The sequence below is a fragment of the Tenacibaculum sp. SM2510 genome, from assembly GCF_057002845.1.
Genome location: NZ_CP192703.1, coordinates 2,884,722 through 2,904,982 on the forward strand (window position 1 = coordinate 2,884,722; position 20,261 = coordinate 2,904,982).

The following is a 20,261-nucleotide window of genomic DNA, read 5'->3' on the forward strand; positions in this document are numbered from 1 at the left end:
ATAAATTGAACGTTACAATATAGCTATTATTTTAGGAAGATAAATTATACCTGCAATAATCAACGAGGCAAAGGCAGCAAAAGCAGGTGCACCTGCTGCAATATCTTTTATAAAACCTATTTTTTTATGATAATCAGGGTGAATAAAATCAGCTATTTTTTCAACAGCGGTATTTAAAGCTTCTGCTACTAAAACCATACCAATAACTAAAGTTTGAATCATCCATTCATTGATTGATATATTAAAATAGAAACCCAAAACAGTAGCAATAAAGCCAAAAAAAAGTTGCGCTTTAATACTGTCTTCAGTAGTAATTAATAACCACATTCCTCTTAAAGCAAAGGTCATACTACGTAACCTTCCTTTAATAAAACCATCATTCGGATTTTTCATAAAGAATTATAAAGCTTTTAAAGCAGCTTCGTAATTAGGTTCATCAACAACTTCACTTACTTGTTCAGTATATGTTACTACGCCTTCTTCATTAATTATAACAATACAACGAGAATGTAAGTTAGCTAATGGTCCGTTTTTAATTTCTAAGCCGTAATCTTTTCCGAATTTACCACTAGAAAAATCAGATAACATAATTACATTTTCAATCCCTTCGGCTCCACAAAAACGACCTTGTGCAAACGGTAAATCTCTAGAGATACATAAAACTTTTGTATTATCTAAATTCGCAACCTTTTTATTGAATTCTCTAACAGACGCTGCGCATGTTCCAGTATCTACACTAGGGAAAATATTTAAGATTAATCTGCTTCCTGAAAAGTCAGTTAATTTTTTAGTAGACAAATCGGTTGCAACCAAAGAAAAATCAATTGCTTTACTACCGTTTTCTGGTAAATTTCCTGTTGTGTTTATTGAATTCCCTTTAAGTGTTATTGTAGCCATTTTCTGTTTGTTTTATAAAGATCAAAGATAATTAAATTAATTAAAAAACGAAGAAGATAAAGAGAGCGGACTCTTAAAAAAGTTATCTTCGCGTTTCGAAATACGATACCTTTTGAATTTACAACAATACACATCAGAATTTAAATACAATTGGAAACTTGCAGCCCCAGTAATGTTAGGAATGTTAGGGCATACTTTTGTTAGTTTTGTAGATAATATTATGGTAGGGCAATTAGGAACTGCCGAATTAGCAGCGGTTTCTTTAGGAAATAGTTTTATGTTTATCGCCATGTCTTTAGGAATCGGTTTTTCAACCGCAATTACACCTTTAATAGCCGAGGCAGATTCTTCTAATAACTTTAAAGAGGCTAAATCTACTTTTAAACACGGATTATTTTTATGCACCGCTATAGGTATTTTAATGTTTCTATTGGTTTTCTTATCTAAACCTTTAATGTATTTGATGAAACAACCAGTGGAAGTTGTTGAATTGGCAATTCCGTATTTAGATTTGGTAGCGTTTTCTTTAATACCGATGATTGTTTTTCAGGCTTTTAAACAGTTTAGTGATGGTTTGTCGATGACACGTTACCCAATGTATGCTACAATTTTGGCCAATGTTTTAAATGTAATTTTAAATTATTTGTTGATTTTCGGAAAATTTGGTTTTCCAGAGATGGGAATTGTTGGTGCTGCATACGGAACATTGTTATCTAGATTCGTAATGGTATTTCACCTTTGGTGGATTTTAAAAAGAAAAGAACGTTCTAAGCTGTTGGTGTCAGATATAAAATTATTTGTACTCGATAAATTAATGCTTCGTAAAATAATAAACCTTGGAGCACCAAGTGCTATGCAAATGTTTTTTGAAGTAGCTATTTTTACGGCAGCCATTTGGCTAAGTGGTTTGTTGGGTAAAAATGCGCAAGCAGCAAATCAAATAGCCTTAAACTTATCTTCAATGACATTTATGGTCGCTATGGGGTTAGGGGTTGCATCTATGATTAGAGTAGGAAATCAAAAAGGCTTAAAAAATTTTAAAGAACTTAGAAGAATCGCTTTTTCTATCTTTTTATTAGGAATTATATTAGCAATTGGGTTTGCAACTATATTTTACCTATTTCATAAATCGCTACCTAATTTATATGTTGATTTAAGTGATGCTGAAAACTATGCGGATAATATGGAGGTAATGAAAATTGCAGCGAATTTATTAATTGCGGCAGCTATTTTTCAAATATCTGATAGTATTCAAGTAGTAATTTTAGGTGCGTTAAGAGGATTACAAGATGTTAAAATACCAACAATAATTACTTTTATATCTTATTGGATTGTGGGGTTTCCTATCAGTTATTTTTTAGGAACTGAAGAAACGTATGGTAGTTTTGGTATTTGGTTGGGTTTACTAGCAGGTTTAACAACAGCATCTATTTTACTTTTTATTAGATTTAATAGATTAACTTTAAAATTGATTGAAACAAACCCAGTTATTGGGGATAAATAATATATATATAATACGTTTTTTATGAATTTACCTAAATTTTTATTAGCAGATAATAGCAATCATCCAGAAGATATTTTTGTATTGCATACAGAGTTTCCACGTTTTTTAATCAACTTAAAAGACGATGAAGTTGAGTGGTTTGAAGATTTAACAGGAGAAACTGAAGAAGATATTACCACTGAACTAGCTGGTTTAATGGATAAGGCAGGAGAGTTTTACGATAAAGAAATGGAAGGTTTAGAGTAGTTAATTTTCTAAATATTTATTTTTAGACATAGATTGCTTGCTAAATATTCTGGAATAGGTTTTAGCAAGCAATTTTTGTTTTGCAGTTAGTTTATTTATATTCTTTAGGTAATTTTCTTGCTTTAGTTGCTTGTTCAAAAGCGTACCCAATTTTTAAAAGTTTGTCTTCTTCAAAGGGTCTTCCAATAAATGTAAGGCCTGTTGGTTGTCCTATTTTCGTGTACCCCATAGGAACAGTAAGACATGGGTATTTAGCAGCTGCTGCGTAACCTGCATTTCTGTTGTTGATAGTTAAAATTACATCTAGTTGATGCTTTATCATAGGTGTTTCGAAATAACGTACTCCTTCATTATGCAACCTAGTCCTTAATTCGATTAATTCTTCAGGGCTTAAATTTACTGTTGTTGCCCTATGGAAGCGCGCTTGTCCGTATGGAATTCTAACTAAAGAATCCTGCTTATTATATTCCACAATGTTTTTCATAGTGCGTATGGTTATATTATCAGCCATATATTTATTTAAATAATTTGGAAGATCTATTCTCATATCTGCACTTAGTAAATCACCGAAGCCATTAAAATCTACATTCTCTGGTTCAAATTCAATAGCGATACCACCCAATGATATGATTTTTTTTATGTTTAATTTATAGATAGAATCTTTTAAAAATCTTTTGTTAACACCAAATCGTAGCCCACTTAAAGTTCCTTTTTTCAGGTTTTCTAAATAATTTTTGTTTTTTGGATTGTTCTTGGTTGTAGAATCATCAGGATCTTCGCCACTCATAGCAGAAAGTAAAATAGCATTATCAGTTATGTTTCTGGTCATTGGGCCAGGTGTATCTAAAGTACTTGAAAGAGGAATAATACCACTGCGACTTAATAACCCAACAGTTGGTTTTAACCCCACGAGAGAGCTTATACTCGAAGGAGATAAAATTGAACCTGAAGTTTCTGTTCCTACTGCGGCGGCGGCATAATTTGCAGCCATTGCAACCCCACTACCAGAACTAGAGCCACCAGTATCAAATATTTTACGACCATAGGCATTAAGAGTTTGGCCTCCTATTGCGCTAAATCCATTTGGGCCTCCCATAAATAGAAAATTAGCCCATTCGCTAAGGTTTGTTTTTCCTAAAATGATAGCTCCTTTCTCTTTCATTTTTTTTATAATAAACGCATCGGATGCTCTATGATGTTTTAATAAATGAGTTCCGGCTGTTGTAGGCATACCTTCGGTATTCGTATTATCTTTTATAAGTATTGGCATGCCATAAATAGGATGCTCATTAACAGTTTTGTTTTTGTCTTTTTTCTTTGCTTGGTTAACAGCATCAGGGTTAATTGCAACTATTGCATTTAACATTTTGTCTTTGTCGTTTTCATGTTTAACGATTCTATAAAGATACCATTGCGTTAGTGTTTTATACGAAAGATTACCAGACTTAATATGGGATTGAATTGTTAGTATGTCTTGTTCAAAGATGAAAGGTTTAAGCGCTTGATAATTTTCTTCGGAGAAATCGTTAATTTGATCTGAAACGTTTCTCCAAATTTCGTTTTTGTCGAGAACTTGTGATTGAATAAGTTTGTAACGCATTCTTACCGATTCATGAGTTGCATTTTTAACCAACTCTTCAGCTTCATTATAAGGCTTCCATGGAGATATGGTAGTTTTAGGTTCTTGTTTACAGGCAACTGTAAGCACAATAAATAACAAAAGGAAAGCGAATTTTTTCATAAGAAGTGATTCTTTATAGTATTATATAGTTATTGACAGTGTTTATTTAATTAATAGCTAACCAATATCGTTATTTTTAAATAAAGAATCAAGAGGAGGAGATTAGCTACAATTTCTATAAATCAATTGCTTATTATATTAAGTATAAGTTAATAAGCAATTTTTGTTTTATAATTAGTATTTAAATTGAGTGTGGCTAAACTAAGTGAATTGTTATATTTTGTTTTATCTTTTTCTATATAAAACCAATTCAAAAGATTTGGTGAACTTGGCTTTAGACTCTAAATATAGGCAAGCACCAAGCCCTGTATTATTTATAGTTATAGTTTTGTTTATTTTTTCTAACTGTTGATGGCGTAAGATTTTTTTTAAACACTTATAAAACATATCAAAGGTTTCATAAACAACTTTAAAATTATTTTGAGAATCTAAGATTACAACTGGATAGTCAGGTAAGCTTGTGTCTACAAATAATACGAACTTAGCATACGAATCAAAATCATTCATGAGTTCAAAATCAGCAGAAGCTAAGGCGACATATTGCAGCCGTACCTTTTTTTACAATTGCTTTTGGGAGTGTTACTGTTTTGTAGAGATCCATAGCTTTTTCGATCGCTATATCAAGTTTCGCAACGCTTAGAGGAATCGTTGAAATGTTATTTCCGTTGAGTTCTAAATCACGTAATTCACAGCGGTTTTCAAGAGGTTTAATATCTACGATTTTGTTATTCTCTAGAGAGAGGATTTCTAGTTCTACCAATTTTTTTTAAAGTATCAACCGTTATAATTTTGTTTTTATCTAAGTATAGCGAAGTTAGATTTATTGATTGTTGAAGAAAGGAAATATACTTAATCTGATTATTACTTATATTTAAATCAAGTAAATGCGTTTTATCTTCTAATCCTGCACCATCTGAAATCTCATTAGAGGATAAATCTAATTTAGTTTGTTACGCCTTTAATTAGTGAATTTCTTTTTTTTAATTGAAAAGTCAAGAAAAAAAATAATTGTTTTATGCTGGTTTTTATTACTTTTTTAAAAGTTTGCTAGCTTGTTCTTTCCAATTATCTTTTTTAATTCTTCCAGGAAAAAACTGAATTAAGTATGTAATAGTTTCTAAATCATCTTCTGATAAATTAGAAAGTTGTTTGTAAGTGAAAATTCCTATTTTGTTTAGTTTTACTTCAATAACACTACCAATTCCTTTAATTTTACATAAGTCATCTTTATCATTTTTAGACGCAATACCTATGGCATTAAAATTTAATTTTTTATGCTGTTTTATTTCTATTCCGCCTCTTTCAACTGTTTTTACAGCTCTAATAACTAATTTTTCAGGCTCTTCTTGTATGTTGTTTTCTGTAATATTCTTTTCTGTAGCTGAATGATTTTCTTTAAACCTTTTTTTATTATAAAATTTCATAGAAAAAATATAGCCGATTAAAAAAGAGCCTAGCATCCATAGAAATAATTCAATAGAATATAATAAGGTTAAGTAGTTAAAAAACATGATTTCGGAATTTTAGTTAATTACTATTTCAATTTTCCTGTTATTAGCTTTCTCTTTTTTAGAGGCACTAGTATCAATAGGTTTAGCTATTTCTTTAGAAAGTGTATTAATTTTTGTTTTATCTATTCCTTGTTTAATCAGGTAATTAGAAATACTCTTGGCTCTTTGTAAACCTATCTTATCATTTATTTCTTTATCACCAATATGATTTATATATATTATAATATTAATTTTTGCAGTTTTATTTTTAGTTAGATAATTCTTAACTTCTAAAACGTAAGCATATAACATTCTATTGGGTTTAAAATTTTCAGAACCAAGGTAAGTAAGTACTTTTTTACTTGTTATTTCTTGTTGAATAGTTTGCAGTTTTTTTGGATGTATGTTTTGATGTTGAATTGAAATACCATCAGCATAATACCCTCTTGAATCGTACTTATAGTCAGCTAGTTTTTTTTTGGTAATAATTTTCATAGGATTTACACCATATTCTACAAGTTTTCTTTTTAAATAACTAGCACGTTCCATACCTAGATTAGAATTGTTTTTAACTATTTCATTATTAATATAATAGGCAGTAATAATGATTTCTTTTTGTTGGTTATTATTTAGAAAGTTGAAGATAGAATCTTTAAAATAATAAAATTGTCTAGGAAAAATGACTTTATTATTTTTTGAAGAAGTAATAAATTTATGTTTAAATTTTAAAGACGTTAATTCATTATTAAATTCAAAATTTAAGGCCTTTTTTTTAATAGAATCTCTTTTTATGGTAGGTGATTTCGTTTCTATAATCTGTATTTCGCTATTTTTTTTTGTTATTTCTTTATTTTTAAGATAAATAAATTGAGCGATGCTTGCGAATACTAAAAAAGCGAGAAAAGCTTGTAAAAAGTTTCTCATTATTTATAGGGGTGTATTTAATAAATTAATATTGTTAAATATAGATAATTTTCTGAAATAAAAAAAATTAAGGTATTGAATAACAGTGGGTTGTTTTTTTAATTCCTCATTATTTATTTAGGAGTACTCTTCTTGTGTATTTAGTATAGTATAATACTTTCATTCTTGTTTTAAAATAATACATAGCAAATAGTTATTAGAAAGAAGGTTATTTTATCTTTTAGTTAGACTTGCCAGTAGGTTTAACAACGGCCTCTATTTTATTTTTTATCAGCTATAAATGGACTTTAAAATTTATTAAAACAAACTCAATTATTGAGGATAAATAAAATATATATTATACGTTTTTTATGAATTTACTTACATTTTTATAAGCAGATAATAGCAATTACCCAGAAGATATTTTTGTATTGTATAGAGAATTTCACGTTTTTAATCAACTTAAAAGACGATTAAGTAACGTAGTTTAAAGATTAACAGGAGAAACAGAAGAGGATATTACCATCGAACTAGTTGTTTAATGAATAGGGCAGGAGAGTTTTACGATATAGAAATGGAAGCTTAAGAATAAGGTTGTTTTCAAGACTTATTTTTCGATATAAATTGCTTGTTAAATCTTATTTTAATAAGATTTAACAAGCAATTTTTTTACAATTAGTTTTAAATAGAGTATGGTAGAGCTAAGTAAATTTTTATATTTTAAAACAAATTGCTCAAGTAAGTGTTCACTATCGTTTGGTATATGGTTTGTTGCGTGTTTTAAGTACATAATTTAACAAATGAAAACGAATAAAAAATCTGGAAGTTTTTCCATAAGTAGGCTAGAACTTGCAATAAATTATATTTGGTGTTATGTGTTGCTTTTAATGTCTATTATCTTTCATTAGCCTAAAGAACATTTTTACGGAAATTGATAGTCCATCTATTCCAAAAGCATTGTCTTTAACATATTTTTTCATGCTATCTATATCTTCTTTATTGTAAAGATTTCCATTAAAAAAAAGATGCTCTATTGAAGTCGTATTTTTAATATCAATTAAAGGGTTTTTGTTTAAAATCAATATATCGGCTATTTTTCCTTCTTCTATAGTTCCATAATCTCTTGAAACTTGAAAATATTCTGAAGGGTTTATTGTGGCACATGCTAAAGCTTCTGCTGGAGATAAACCTGCTTTCACTAATTCTTCAAGTTCATTATGTAAACTAATTCCAGGGAATGAATATGGGTCATATGAATCTGTTCCCGCCAAAATTTTTACACCTTTTTTATGAGCTAACCCTGTTAATTCTAATCCTTTTGTATAAAAATTGTTTAAGTATTCTTTCTTTCCTTCTTGTTTTGCGTATTCTTTCATTCCGCTTACATCATCTTTCCATATTAAAGAAACTAGGTGCGGAATGTATTTTAGATTTTCATCATTTAAAAATAATTTATTATTAGTAAAGGCTTCATATTTTCGAGTTATATGTGTTGGGCAGAAATAAGTTTTGTTTTTTACCATTACATCTACTAACTCATAGAATTTTTTATAGTCGAAATTTTTCAACATTTCAATTGATGAAGGCTTGTTTTTTTCGTCGAATTCTTCATCGGCATACATAGCTCTATAATACTCACGATTTTTATCCGCCTCTAAATTGGCGTGTTTTAAGAATAAATGAGCGTGTTCAAAACTTCGTTGCCCAGCATTTGATGCATCTATTGGGTTTATTGCATTTGGATAATGTCCGGCAAAAACAACATCTTGCTTTCTTACTTCTTTTGCTAATTCGAAATATCTTTCAGATAGTATTCCTGAATAAATTTTTATAAAAGTCCGTTTATCATTTGCTGTTCTATTTATTACATCTAAGACGTTTTGCTCATCATAATTTGCCCCTACAATTTCATCAGCAAAACCTATTAATCTTGGGCCTAATAATTTTTCAGACTCTATTTCTTTTCTCCATTTAATTATCTCTTCATTTATATTAACAACTCCATGCATGTCTCTAATATTTGTAACTCCATTTGCAATATGTAAAGGCATTATAACTTGTGGCGCAATTTGAAATGCTAAGTGAGAATGCATATCCCATAAACCCGCTAAAGTATATTCGCCGGTACCATCAATAATTTTAGTATTATTGTCTTTTGAAATAGCATCACTAACTGCAATCTTAACTATTCTATTATTTTTAATAACAATAGATTGGTTTTTTATAATTGAATCATTTGCAACATCTATAATATTTATGTTTGAAATAATATAATTATTGGTATCTGCCTTTTGGCTTAACGGTTTTGCAATTGGATATAGATATAAAAAAAGTACAACTATTAATAGTAATCCAATTAATATTGATACGTATTTAAGTATTTTTTTTATTATTATTTTGTGTTACAGTTGTTTATTAGTTTGTTTAAAGTTTTGATTACTTGTGCTATTTCCTCTTTTGTAATTCCTGTTAAAGCGGCTTCTCTATTAGATAAAACTATTTCATTTATATCACTAAGTATCTTTTCTCCTTTTACGGTAATGGTTAGATTGTATTTTCTTCTATCTTCTTTATTTACTAATCTTTTTAAAAAGTCTTTCTTCGTTATTAATTCAATCATTCTTGTTATCGAAGCATTATCCTTAAACATTAGTTCGGCAAGTTCTTTTTGGGAAAGTTTAGGATGTTTATTATGGAATGTTAAAAGAAGCGCTTGGTCAATAGTGATTTTATCAATCGTCTTATTTAGATTTCGCTGGGCGAATCGACGATATTCTTTTCTCAGTGGTATAAAAAATAGTCTTTGATGGTAATTCAATCATTTTATTTGATACAGATATATTTGATATATCAAATGAATAAAAGAGAAATGTGTTTAAATTAAGGCTGAAGTATGTTTTTGATAACGTTTCGTGTGGTATTAAAAAGTAGTGAGCTTTCAATTAAGTACTTAGCTTTTTTTTCTACTATAAACGCCAGATTTTATATTTGGTAGACTTAGTTAATATTCACAGACCTTTGGTTCAGAGCAAACACCCTATGTTTTTTTACACATTGTTACCTGCTGGATTTTCTGTTTTCAGTACTTTAGGTTAAATAAACTGTTATAAAAATATAACTTAAATATGTCCATAAAAACGAAAATATTATATGAACTATAGTTTCCATTTTTTTTCCTTTCCACAGTTTAGAAGAATACCCAAAAAACTGAATAATTAATCTAAAACTCCAAAATATTCCGAAACCAAGTGATGCTTTTTTTCCTAATTCGGTATTAATTAAGTCATTTGATGACGTTAGACATAAAAGACCAATAAGAAACACAACCAAAGCAATAAAGAAAGTGTTAACTTTCATAATTTGTTGGTTTATTAGACTTAAAGATTTCAATTCCTCTTTCCATTTAAAATACTTTGGAAAAATGACATGAACAAATGCCAATGCAATTAATATAATTCCTATTATTTTATAATGTAATTCCATTTTTCTCGAGTGTAAAGGTTGATATAAAAGGCGTGTTTTTAATTTCAGATACTACTGTTAATTCCGATTCACAAAAAGTGTTCAACCAAGTTGGTTTTGAATGAAAATGAAATGAACCAATATTATATGCTATAAAATTTGTAATATCTCTTAGATGTTCAATGACAATTATTTGTCCTTTTGGTTTTAATATTCTTTTTAGTTCTAAGAAAAAAACAATTCTTTCTGTTTTTTTTCTTATTTCGTGTGCTGATAGAATTACAAATATTTTGTCAATTGAATTGCTTTCTAAATCAATTTTTGAGGTTTCTATTTCTTGTGTATTCGGATAAGGTGGATATTGTTTTCTTGCTCGTTTTATGGATACTTCTGTGTGTTTGTCAGGATTGTAAAAATCAAGTGCTATCAAATTTGAGTTTATAAATTTCTTTTTAAGTAATGCACTTGTTTCATCAAAACCTGCATTTATATTAATTATTGAAATGTTATTATCATTATTATTAATCCATTTTAATGTGTAAAAATCCGACAAATCATACACATAATATGAAATAGATAACGATACTAAAATTGTTATTAATATTAAAACACTAATTATTTTTAAGATTATTTTAATTGTTGGATTAACGTAGGCTGATAAAAGGATTGTTAGTATTACAAGAACAAGAACAAGAACAAGAACAAGAACAATAGCAATTACATAAAAATGCCAATTGAAACGGATAATATTTAATATTCCTTGAAACGGTTTTCTTACTTTTTCCATTTCTCAATTTTTCCTTTTTTCCAATAATATGGAATGTTCTCAATTACAAAAGCGTTTGCTAAAACAGAATTTTGGAAATTAAATTTGTTAATAAACGAAAAAATATAATAACCAATTTCTATCGGTTGTGGTTTCCAATTTTGTCTAACACCTTCAATTATTAAGACTTCCCTTTTTTCTTCATTGTAAGTGAATGTAAAAGGTAAAGGCCCCGCAAATCGTCTTGCTTCTTTCCAATTTTCAAATGGTGAATTTTCAGGCAAGTTTATTTCTTTTTCTGTAGTGTTTATTTTTAAAGTGAATTCAGATTTGATAGACTTAATAACTTTAAAATCAATTTTGTTTACTTCTGATATATCTGTTGTCGAGTAATTATAATGTGTGAAAATGTTACCCAAAAATTCCATTTTCTTTTTATTTGTTTCTGATTTTAGAATATATAAACCTCTTAATTTTTTTCCTGTGTTATTGGTATATCGTACAAATACTCGATAACCAATTTGGAAAAAACTGTTCCCAATAAATTTAGGAAAACCTTTAGGTCTTAATTCTTTTGTTTGAACCATTGCAACTGCATAAAAGCCCATTTGTCTTGAAATGTATCTAATTCTAAACATTCTGGAATAAACTCTTCTAATTCCTCTTTAGGTATTGCAAATGTCAAAACAGTCGAACTTTCAAAATGAGTTTCAACAGCAAAAGGATGATTTTTTAAAAATGAAATCATAAACCTTTTTTATTTAGATGAAAGTGATTGTAATAGACTGCAATTATAAAAACAAACGCAAACATTGAATTCAATTTACCCCAAAGTAATAAATCAGGCACAAGAATAAATTCGAGAATATTCATAGTTGCAACAATTCCAATTTGAGCAATTGTATTTAGACGTGACTTTATATCGCTTAAAAACCATATTGCCATTCCAATTTCAGAAATTCCGATTAAAATACTCAATGGTCTTGAATATTCATCTCCTAAAATGCGTGCTATAATTTGTTCGTGTCTTGGAACAAAATTTAAGACTTTACAAAGTAGCCCATTTGCAATCCAAACTAAAGCAATTGAATACTTGAAAATATTTTGAATTATATTTTTTTGCATTCAGTTTCTTTTTTTGCGCTTGCAGGTAACCTTAATAATATTAAGAGTTTCAATTCGTTATATCAACAGTTAGCGAAGTTCTTTTTTTTGAATAAAAACTAAAGAGGTGATTAACTATTTTTTAGCACGTTCTACCAACTCTAACTGTTCTAGTTTCGCTTTAGTGGTAAAAACACCATAGTTAATAAACACTGTTTTCTTTTCAATTTTATCAATGGTACCAACAGAATTACCATCAATTAAGCGAACACGATCATTTATTTTATATAGGTAAGCCGCTTTTTCAATGGCTATCTTTTTAGCTTCCTCTTTCTTTTCAGCTCTAACTTTTACTACTTTTTGAAGCACTTCTTTTTCTAACTTCTTTATAGCTTCTTGTTGCTTCTGAGTAGTAATTTTATCTTGCTTTTTTTCTAGCTTGGTTAGTTTTTTAAGTGGTGCTTTTTTTATACGTTTTGTGTTTTCTGCGGCAACCCATTTAAAAAACTCGGTAGATAACTCCTTTTTGTTATTGGTTTGAAAATATTTATTCAGTAATTCATTTGTTTTTCTACCTAAGGTAAGCATTCGTTGGTTGTTATCGTATAACTCCTGAAAACCAGAAAGTTTACTCTGCATTTTTTGCTCTTTCTCTTGTAAGCTTTCAATGTGTTCTTGACCTTTAGATTTCTGTTCAACCAAACTGTCGGACGTTTTTTGTAAACGATTACGTTCTTTTTGAAGCTTAGAAATGGTTTTGTCTAATCTAATTTTCTCCGTTTCTACTCTTTTCTTAGCTCTGTTAATTAAGCTGTACGGAATTCCGTTTTTCTGAGCAACTTCAAAAGTAAATGAGCTTCCTGCTTGTCCTATAAATAATTTATATAAAGGCTCTAAAGTACGTTCATCAAACTGCATGTTTGCATTGGTAACATTATCTAGTTCGTTTGCCAATACTTTTAAATTAGCATAATGCGTTGTAATAATTCCGAATGCTTTTCTTTCATAAAATTCTTCTAAGAAAATTTCAGCCAGAGCACCACCTAGTTCAGGATCAGAACCGGTACCAAATTCATCAATTAAAAACAAAGTGCTGTCGTCGCATTTTTTCAAAAAAGAACGCATATTCTTTAATCGATAACTATAAGTACTTAGTTGGTTTTCTATAGATTGATTATCTCCAATATCTGTTAATATGGTGTTGAATAACGTTGTTTCACTACGCTCGTGAACAGGAATTAATAATCCGCTTTGTAACATCAACTGTAATAAACCAATTGTTTTTAAAGTAATACTTTTTCCACCAGCATTGGGACCAGAAATAACAATAATTTGCTGTTTCTCGTCTAACTGAATCGTTTGAGGAAATGTTTTTTTATTCTGATCTTTATTCTTTTTCCATAACACAGGGTGATAAGCATCTTTAAAAAAAATCTTTTTTTCTTTGGTAATTTTAGGCAATAACCCGTTGATGCTTTTCGCGTACTTAGATTTAGCAGCAACTGCATCTAAATGCGTTAAAAAGAGCGTATATTCGTTTAATAAAGGCGTAAAAGGGTGAATTTTACTAGCCAAGGCTCTTAGTATTTTAACAACCTCTTGCTTTTCTTCATAAATCAGGTTTTGCAACTCTCTACTATACGCAAGGGTGGCTTGTGGCGCGATATAAACAATATTACCCGATTTAGAAGCGCCTAATAAACTTCCTTTAATCTTTCGGCGATGCATTGCTGTAACAGCCAAAACACGCTGATTATCTACAATAGTTTCTTTAATATCATCTAAATAACCGTTGGCAATATTTCTGCTTAACGCATGCGTGAAACTTTCAGATATTTTTCCGCGAACGTTATTAACATCTTTTCGTATTTGTTTTAAAACAGGCGAAGCGTTATCTGCAACTTTACCGTAAGAAGTAATTATTTCTTTTATACTATCAGAAACAAAAGTAGTAAGTTCTATCTGATCACTTAACGTAAATAAAGTAGGGTAGTAGGTTTGAAATTTTTTTAAAAACTTTTTCATTTCGTTTACAGTTTCTGTAACTGTAGCAACTCTTAAAAAAGCTTCGGTTTCTAAAAAACTATTTTCTATAGCTAATCGTTTAGTTTCTTCTGTAATATCTTCAAAAAAGTGATTCGGAAGTCTGTTTTCGTTTTCAAAAGAAGATAAGTATTCGTTTACTAAATTTAATTCGAAAAATAATTTTCTTTTATTTGATATAGGCTGAACAGCAAGTGTTCTTTCTTTACCTAAATTTGTAATACAATGTTCTGCAACTTGTTCTAAAACTGTTGTGAATTCTAAATCTTGAAGTGTCTTTTCTGAAATGTTTTTAGTCAAAATAGTATATTTGAAACCGAAGCAAAAATAACAAACAATGCAACTAAATATTAGTGATAGCTGGAAAAATATTTTACAAACTGAGTTTGAAAAGCCCTATTTTAAAAATTTAACCAGTTTTGTTGATAATCAATATGATAATCACACCTGTTTCCCGGATAAAGAAGCAGTTTTTGCAGCTTTTAATTATTGCTCTTTTAATGATTTAAAGGTGGTAATTATTGGGCAAGACCCATATCATGGAAAAGGACAGGCAAACGGATTGTGTTTTTCGGTTCATGATGGAGTTAAGCATCCGCCTTCTTTAAAAAATATTTTTAAAGAGGTAGAAACAGATGTTGGTATTCCGTATGCTGTTTCGGGAGATTTGTCTCGTTGGGCTACACAAGGAGTTTTGTTGCTAAATGCCACTTTAACGGTAAGAGAAGGAGAGGCGGGGAGTCATCAGCAAAAGGGTTGGGAAGAATTTACCGATGTTGTTATCAGAAAAATATCCGAAGAAAAAGAAAATGTTGTGTTTTTACTTTGGGGAAAATTTGCAGAAAAAAAAGGAGGTGTTATTGATTTAGAAAAGCACACCATTTTTAAAGCACCGCATCCGTCACCATTAGGAGCTTGGCGAGGTTGGTTTGGTAGCGGTCATTTTTCTAAAACTAATGCTTTTTTAAAAAGTATAAATTCAGGTGTTATTAATTGGTAAAATAAAATGGCTGCTTTAAAAATGAATTCAGAAAGACGAATTTTAATACTCTTAAATTTACATACTCTAAAAAAATAAAAAAAGGACAAAAAAAAGCTTGATAATTTAATTACCAAGCTTTTTACTATAAAATTAAGAATATTTTATTTGTTGTATAATACCCAAGTTCCTTTTTCTAATAAAGGTATTGCTTGTTTGTATTTAACTTCTTTCTCTTCGCCAGACATAATATTTTTGATGGTAACTTTTTCGTTACGACCAATTTTTGGTTGCTCACGAACTACCGTTTCAATAACTTGCTCTTCTTGAGTTTGCTGATTACGAGCTCTGTTCATTGCTTGTTGAGAAGAATTTTGAACCTCGTCTTTACGAGTATCTAATTGTTCTCTTTTTTGCTCAGTTGCTTCTGATACCTGTGAAGCATCTTGACTTGGCAATTGACCTTTAAATAAGAAAGATAAAACCTCTTTGTTAATCGTATCAACAGTTTCTTGGAATAACTCGAAAGCTTCAAACTTATAAACTAATAAAGGATCTTTTTGCTCATACGTAGCATTTTGAACGGTTTGTTTTAACTCATCCATTTTACGTAAGTGATCTTTCCAATTTTCATCAATAATAGATAACGTAATATTCTTTTCAAAATCGTTTACTAATGACTTTCCTTCAGATTCGTATGCTTCTTTTAAATTGGTAACAACTTGTAATGTTTTTACACCATCTGTAAAAGGAACCACAATACGTTCGTAACGATCACCTTCTGTTTCAAAAACATTTTTAATTACAGGAAAAGCACTGTCTGCATGTCTTTCTGTATCGTTTTTATAATGATCAGAAACAATAACATATAATTTATCTGTTAAATCTTCTTCTGTTAATTTATTGAATTCTTCTTCAGAGAAAGGAGAGGTCATTGATGAAAAACGAATTAATTCGAACTCGAAGTTCTTATAATCGCTATTCATTTTGTTCTGCTTAACAATAGAGCTACAAGTATCATAAATCATATTTGCAATATCAATTTGCAAACGCTGACCATCTAATGCATGACGACGACGTTTGTAAACAAACTCACGTTGTGCATTCATAATATCATCATACTCAAGTAAACGCTTACGAATACCAAAGTTATTTTCTTCTACTTTCTTTTGAGCTCTTTCAATAGATTTAGAAATCATAGAATGCTGAATTACTTCACCTTCTTTTAATCCCATTCTATCCATCATTTTAGCAATTCTGTCAGAACCAAATAAACGCATTAAGTTATCATCTAGTGCTACATAAAACTGCGTAGAACCAACATCTCCTTGACGACCTGCACGACCACGTAACTGACGGTCTACACGACGAGAATCATGACGTTCTGTACCAACAATAGCTAAACCACCAGATTTTTTTACTTCTTCTGATAATTTAATATCGGTACCACGACCTGCCATGTTTGTTGCGATGGTTACTACACCAGCATTACCTGCTTCGGCAACAACATCCGCTTCACGTTTGTGTAATTTTGCATTTAATATATTATGAGGAATTTTACGCATTTGTAACATTCTACCTAATAATTCTGATATTTCAACAGAAGTTGTTCCGATAAGAACTGGGCGACCTTGATTAGATAATTCTACAACATCATCAATAACAGCGTTGTATTTTTCGCGAGTAGTTTTGTAAACTAAATCTTCTTTATCATCTCTTTGAATAGGTCTGTTTGTTGGAATTTCAACAACATCTAATTTGTAGATTTCCCAAAATTCACCAGCTTCTGTAATTGCAGTACCTGTCATACCAGATAGCTTGCGATACATTCTAAAGTAGTTTTGTAAAGTAACGGTTGCAAATGTTTGTGTTGCATCTTCGATATTTACGTTTTCTTTAGCTTCTAATGCTTGGTGTAATCCGTCAGAGTAACGACGACCGTCCATAATACGACCGGTTTGTTCATCAACAATCATTACTTTATTATCCATTACCACATATTCAACATCTTTTTCAAAAACAGTATATGCTTTTAAAAGTTGATTCATAGTATGAATACGTTCGCTTTTTATACTAAAATCGCGGTATAATTCTTCTTTCTGATTTGCTTTTTCTTCAGGAGAATCATCACTATTATCAATTTTACCTACGATAACACTAATATCTGGTAAAACGAAAAAGGTGTCGTTTGTTGTTTTTTCTGATAAATGAGCAATTCCTCTGTCTGTTAAATCAATTTGATTATTTTTTTCTTCAACAGTAAACCATAATTCAGTATCAACCTCTGGCATCAACTTATTATTGTCTTGCATGTAAAAGTTTTCTGTTTTTTGAAGAATTTGCTTGATTCCTTCTTGAGATAAAAACTTAATTAACGCTTTGTTTTTAGGAAGACCACGGTAAACTCTTAATAATAAGAAACCACCATCTTTTGTGTTTCCTTCTTTTAGCAATGCTTTAGCTTCTGCTAAAACACCTACTAAATATTTATTTTGTAGTGAAACTAAATCGGCTACTAATGGTTTTAATTCGTTAAACTCATGACGGTCTCCTTGTGGTACAGGACCAGAAATAATTAAAGGCGTACGAGCATCATCAACTAAAACAGAATCTACTTCATCAATAATAGCGTAATTCGGCGCTCTTTGTACTAAATCGTCTTTAGCACTAGCCATATTATCACGTAAATAATCGAAACCAAACTCATTGTTGGTACCGTATGTAATATCGGCATTGTATGCTTTTCTACGAGCTTCAGAATTAGGTTGGTGAAAATCGATACAATCGGTACTTAAACCATGAAATTCAAAAATTGGTGCCATCCAAGCGCGGTCACGTTTTGCTAAGTAATCATTTACGGTTACTACATGCACACCGTTACCAGTTAAGGCATTTAAGAAAACAGGTAGGGTAGATACCAATGTTTTACCTTCACCTGTCATCATTTCTGCAATTTTACCATTGTGTAAAACAGATCCACCAATTAATTGTACGTCATAATGAATCATGTCCCAAGTAACTTCTTTACCTGCAGCATCCCATGAGCTTGCCCAATAAGCTTTGTCGTTTTCTAAGGTAATATGTTCTCTTGTTGCTGATAATTCTCTATCAAAAGCAGTTGCAGTTACTTCTATCTTATCGTTATTTGTAAAACGTTTAGCCGTTTCTTTAACTACAGCAAAAGCTTCAGCCATAATATCTAATAAAACAGCTTCCGATGTTTGGTAAGATTCGTCTTTTAATTTATCAACCTCAGTGTATATTTCTTCCTGACGATCAATATCAGCAGTTAAAGCTTCTTTTTCTAATGTTGTTATCGTTTCAGTAAAAGACTTAGTGGCATCTTCTATCTTCGATTTAAATTCGATTGTTTTTGCTCGTAGTTGATCGTTAGACAAATCATTTAATGAATTCTCAAAAGATCGTACTTTTTCAATAATCGGTTGTAGAGATTTTAGGTCTTTTTGTTGTTTGTCACCAACAAAAAGTTTTAGAATCGAATTTAAAACGCTCATTTGTAAAATATTGTTTTATAGCTAGTTAACTTTTGGTTAGTAGCGTTAATTATATAGTTGTGTTTTATGCTTAAAAGTAAGCAAAAAAAAAGCCTCTTAATTAGAGACTTTTTATGATTGTATTTTTTAGTATTCGTCTTCGTTCCAAAGATAATCTTCTTCAGTCGGATAGTCTGGCCAAATTTCAATTATCGAATCATATGAATCTCCTTCATCTTCAATATCTTGTAAATTTTCAACCACTTCTAAAGGCGCTCCTGTACGAATAGCGTAATCGATTAGTTCGTCTTTAGTTGCAGGCCAAGGCGCATCTGCTAAATATGATGCTAGTTCAAGTGTCCAATACATTTATTTATCTGTTTAGTAAGATTCTCGCAAAAATAATTTTTTTTTGGAGAAAGTCAAGTTTTTTTTAAAAAAATGTGAAATCAATAAAAAAAGAACTTAGTTATAGTTTTTCAGGAATCCATTTAACTTCCTCTGCGTTTAAATCTTGGGACAATTTTCGTGCCAGCACAAAAAGATAGTCAGAAAGTCGGTTTAAATACATTAAAACAGCACTGTTAATTTCTTCTTCTTCATTTAAAGCTACTGATAAGCGCTCTGCTCTTCGGCATACACAACGTGCTATGTGACAGAATGACACAGTTTCGTGTCCTCCTGGTAAAATAAAATGAGTCATTTGCGGTAAGTTCGTATTCATGAAATCCATCTGATCTTCTAAAAACTTAATAGAAGCATCTGTAATTTTATTTATATTTAAACGCTCTTTACCATTTTTTAAGGTTTCTTTTTCTGGTGGAGTTGCAAGCATTGCACCAACTGTAAATAATTCACTTTGAATTTTAGAAAGAGAATTCCTTAATAATTCATCTGTGTTTTTATCTCTTATTAAACCGATGTATGAATTTAATTCATCTACAGTACCATAGCTTTCAATTCGTAAATGGTGTTTAGGAACTCTAGTTCCGCCAAAAAGAGCAGTAGTTCCTTTATCACCAGTTTTAGTATATATTTTCATTATGCTTTTTTATTGTTTTTGTAAAATTAGTTTTTCTAAAATATATTTAGGGCAACGCATTGGTTTTTTTGTTTCCATATTTATAAAAGCTAAAATAGTGTTACCTGTACAAATTAATTGATTGTCTTGATTGGTGATTTTATAGTCAAATTCTATTTTAACAGTAGGTGTTTTTTTAATGATAGTAGTAATTGTTATTTCATCATCATATACGGCAGATTTTTTAAAATTACAGGATAATGAAATAACAGGTAGCATTACGCCAGTTTTTTCCATATATTTGTAGGTAACACCTGTAGAACGCAGCAGTTCTGTGCGGCCGACCTCAAAATATTGCGCATAATTACCGTGGTATACAACGCCCATTTGATCAGTTTCAGAATACCGGATACGTATTGTCGTTTTATTTTTTAACAAAATTATTTTGTTTTTAAGTTGCACTAACGATACGTAAAAAATAATTAAGAATCAATAGGAGATTGATTTTTTTATACTGAATTTTATTCACACTTTTGTTCGCTCAAACAGGTATACCTGTAGTCCCCAAAAATCGAATAAAAATTAACAAATAAAAATTGTTTTTAACCCAA

At 30.0% G+C, this 20,261-nt stretch carries 21 protein-coding genes and 1 pseudogene; 3 read left to right on the forward strand and 19 right to left on the reverse strand.

All coding sequences use genetic code 11. The features are described 5' to 3' along the window. Window positions 1-12 precede the first annotated feature (12 nt). Window positions 13-393 (reverse strand): diacylglycerol kinase family protein, encoded by a 381-nt coding sequence (locus tag ACQ629_RS13025; protein ID WP_483705658.1) that lies wholly within the window; start codon window positions 391-393, stop codon window positions 13-15. A gap of 6 nt (window positions 394-399) precedes the next feature. Continuing rightward, window positions 400-897: a thiol peroxidase gene (tpx, locus tag ACQ629_RS13030; protein WP_483705660.1), complete on the reverse strand. Its 498-nt coding sequence runs from the start codon at window positions 895-897 to the stop codon at window positions 400-402. A 112-nt stretch (window positions 898-1,009) separates the two neighbouring features. On the opposite strand from tpx, the gene ACQ629_RS13035 reads away from it, so the two are divergent. Next, window positions 1,010-2,401 (forward strand): MATE family efflux transporter, encoded by a 1,392-nt coding sequence (locus ACQ629_RS13035; protein ID WP_483705662.1) that lies wholly within the window; start codon window positions 1,010-1,012, stop codon window positions 2,399-2,401. 21 nt (window positions 2,402-2,422) lie between these two features. After that, window positions 2,423-2,647 carry a hypothetical protein gene (locus ACQ629_RS13040; protein WP_218772832.1) on the forward strand — a complete coding sequence of 75 codons (225 nt, stop codon included), beginning with the start codon at window positions 2,423-2,425 and terminating at the stop codon, window positions 2,645-2,647. Between the two features lie 91 nt (window positions 2,648-2,738). Here ACQ629_RS13040 and ACQ629_RS13045 read toward each other — a convergent pair whose 3' ends face one another. The 13 genes and pseudogenes from ACQ629_RS13045 to ACQ629_RS13105 form a co-directional block, all read right to left on the reverse strand. Continuing rightward, window positions 2,739-4,388, reverse strand: a complete 1,650-nt coding sequence (locus ACQ629_RS13045) for an amidase family protein (RefSeq protein WP_483705664.1) — start codon at window positions 4,386-4,388, stop codon at window positions 2,739-2,741. Window positions 4,389-4,613: 225 nt separating this feature from the next. Further along, window positions 4,614-4,895, reverse strand: coding sequence for a hypothetical protein (locus ACQ629_RS13050; protein ID WP_483705666.1), 282 nt, complete (start codon window positions 4,893-4,895; stop codon window positions 4,614-4,616). 10 nt (window positions 4,896-4,905) lie between these two features. Continuing rightward, the gene (locus ACQ629_RS13055; protein ID WP_483705668.1) at window positions 4,906-5,148 is read right to left on the reverse strand and encodes a hypothetical protein; all 243 of its coding nucleotides are present in this window, start codon (window positions 5,146-5,148) and stop codon (window positions 4,906-4,908) included. Beyond that, the gene (locus ACQ629_RS13060) at window positions 5,114-5,308 is read right to left on the reverse strand and encodes a leucine-rich repeat domain-containing protein (RefSeq protein ID WP_483707229.1); all 195 of its coding nucleotides are present in this window, start codon (window positions 5,306-5,308) and stop codon (window positions 5,114-5,116) included. The genes ACQ629_RS13055 and ACQ629_RS13060 overlap by 35 nt, the downstream gene beginning before the upstream one ends. A gap of 108 nt (window positions 5,309-5,416) precedes the next feature. Beyond that, entirely contained in the window at window positions 5,417-5,899 is a 483-nt protein-coding gene (locus tag ACQ629_RS13065) for a hypothetical protein (protein WP_483705670.1), read from the reverse strand. Window positions 5,900-5,911: 12 nt separating this feature from the next. Next, a complete protein-coding gene (locus ACQ629_RS13070) occupies window positions 5,912-6,802 on the reverse strand; it encodes an OmpA family protein (protein ID WP_483705672.1) in 891 nt (296 codons plus the stop codon). A gap of 863 nt (window positions 6,803-7,665) precedes the next feature. Next, window positions 7,666-9,177: an amidohydrolase family protein gene (locus tag ACQ629_RS13075; RefSeq protein ID WP_483707231.1), complete on the reverse strand. Its 1,512-nt coding sequence runs from the start codon at window positions 9,175-9,177 to the stop codon at window positions 7,666-7,668. Then, entirely contained in the window at window positions 9,174-9,599 is a 426-nt protein-coding gene (locus tag ACQ629_RS13080) for a MarR family winged helix-turn-helix transcriptional regulator (protein WP_483705674.1), read from the reverse strand. Before ACQ629_RS13080 ends, ACQ629_RS13075 begins: the two co-directional genes overlap by 4 nt. Before the next feature lie 269 nt (window positions 9,600-9,868). Beyond that, complete coding sequence (locus ACQ629_RS13085) at window positions 9,869-10,264, reverse strand: hypothetical protein (protein WP_483705676.1); 396 nt, start codon at window positions 10,262-10,264, stop codon at window positions 9,869-9,871. Beyond that, window positions 10,248-11,030 carry a methyltransferase domain-containing protein gene (locus ACQ629_RS13090; protein WP_483705678.1) on the reverse strand — a complete coding sequence of 261 codons (783 nt, stop codon included), beginning with the start codon at window positions 11,028-11,030 and terminating at the stop codon, window positions 10,248-10,250. The genes ACQ629_RS13085 and ACQ629_RS13090 overlap by 17 nt, the downstream gene beginning before the upstream one ends. After that, a pseudogene (locus ACQ629_RS13095) lies at window positions 11,018-11,757 on the reverse strand (DUF2071 domain-containing protein). The gene ACQ629_RS13090 and the pseudogene ACQ629_RS13095 overlap by 13 nt, the downstream one beginning before the upstream one ends. Next, entirely contained in the window at window positions 11,754-12,134 is a 381-nt protein-coding gene (locus tag ACQ629_RS13100; RefSeq protein ID WP_483705680.1) for a DoxX-like family protein, read from the reverse strand. Before ACQ629_RS13100 ends, ACQ629_RS13095 begins: the two are co-directional and overlap by 4 nt. A gap of 114 nt (window positions 12,135-12,248) precedes the next feature. Beyond that, on the reverse strand, window positions 12,249-14,456 hold the full coding sequence (locus tag ACQ629_RS13105) for an endonuclease MutS2 (RefSeq protein WP_483705684.1): 2,208 nt from the start codon (window positions 14,454-14,456) through the stop codon (window positions 12,249-12,251). Window positions 14,457-14,493: 37 nt separating this feature from the next. On the opposite strand from ACQ629_RS13105, the gene ung reads away from it, so the two are divergent. Then, window positions 14,494-15,156 carry a uracil-DNA glycosylase gene (gene ung / locus ACQ629_RS13110; RefSeq protein WP_483705686.1) on the forward strand — a complete coding sequence of 221 codons (663 nt, stop codon included), beginning with the start codon at window positions 14,494-14,496 and terminating at the stop codon, window positions 15,154-15,156. Window positions 15,157-15,299: 143 nt separating this feature from the next. Here the strand turns inward: ung and secA are convergent, their stop codons facing one another. From secA to ACQ629_RS13130, 4 genes are all read right to left on the reverse strand, one after another. Then, window positions 15,300-18,650: a preprotein translocase subunit SecA gene (gene secA / locus ACQ629_RS13115; RefSeq protein WP_483705688.1), complete on the reverse strand. Its 3,351-nt coding sequence runs from the start codon at window positions 18,648-18,650 to the stop codon at window positions 15,300-15,302. Between the two features lie 126 nt (window positions 18,651-18,776). Then, the gene (locus ACQ629_RS13120) at window positions 18,777-18,998 is read right to left on the reverse strand and encodes a DUF2795 domain-containing protein (RefSeq protein ID WP_028889331.1); all 222 of its coding nucleotides are present in this window, start codon (window positions 18,996-18,998) and stop codon (window positions 18,777-18,779) included. 100 nt (window positions 18,999-19,098) lie between these two features. Further along, window positions 19,099-19,671: a cob(I)yrinic acid a,c-diamide adenosyltransferase gene (locus ACQ629_RS13125; protein WP_483705691.1), complete on the reverse strand. Its 573-nt coding sequence runs from the start codon at window positions 19,669-19,671 to the stop codon at window positions 19,099-19,101. Between the two features lie 9 nt (window positions 19,672-19,680). Next, window positions 19,681-20,088 (reverse strand): acyl-CoA thioesterase, encoded by a 408-nt coding sequence (locus tag ACQ629_RS13130; protein WP_483705693.1) that lies wholly within the window; start codon window positions 20,086-20,088, stop codon window positions 19,681-19,683. Between the last annotated feature and the right edge of the window lie 173 nt (window positions 20,089-20,261).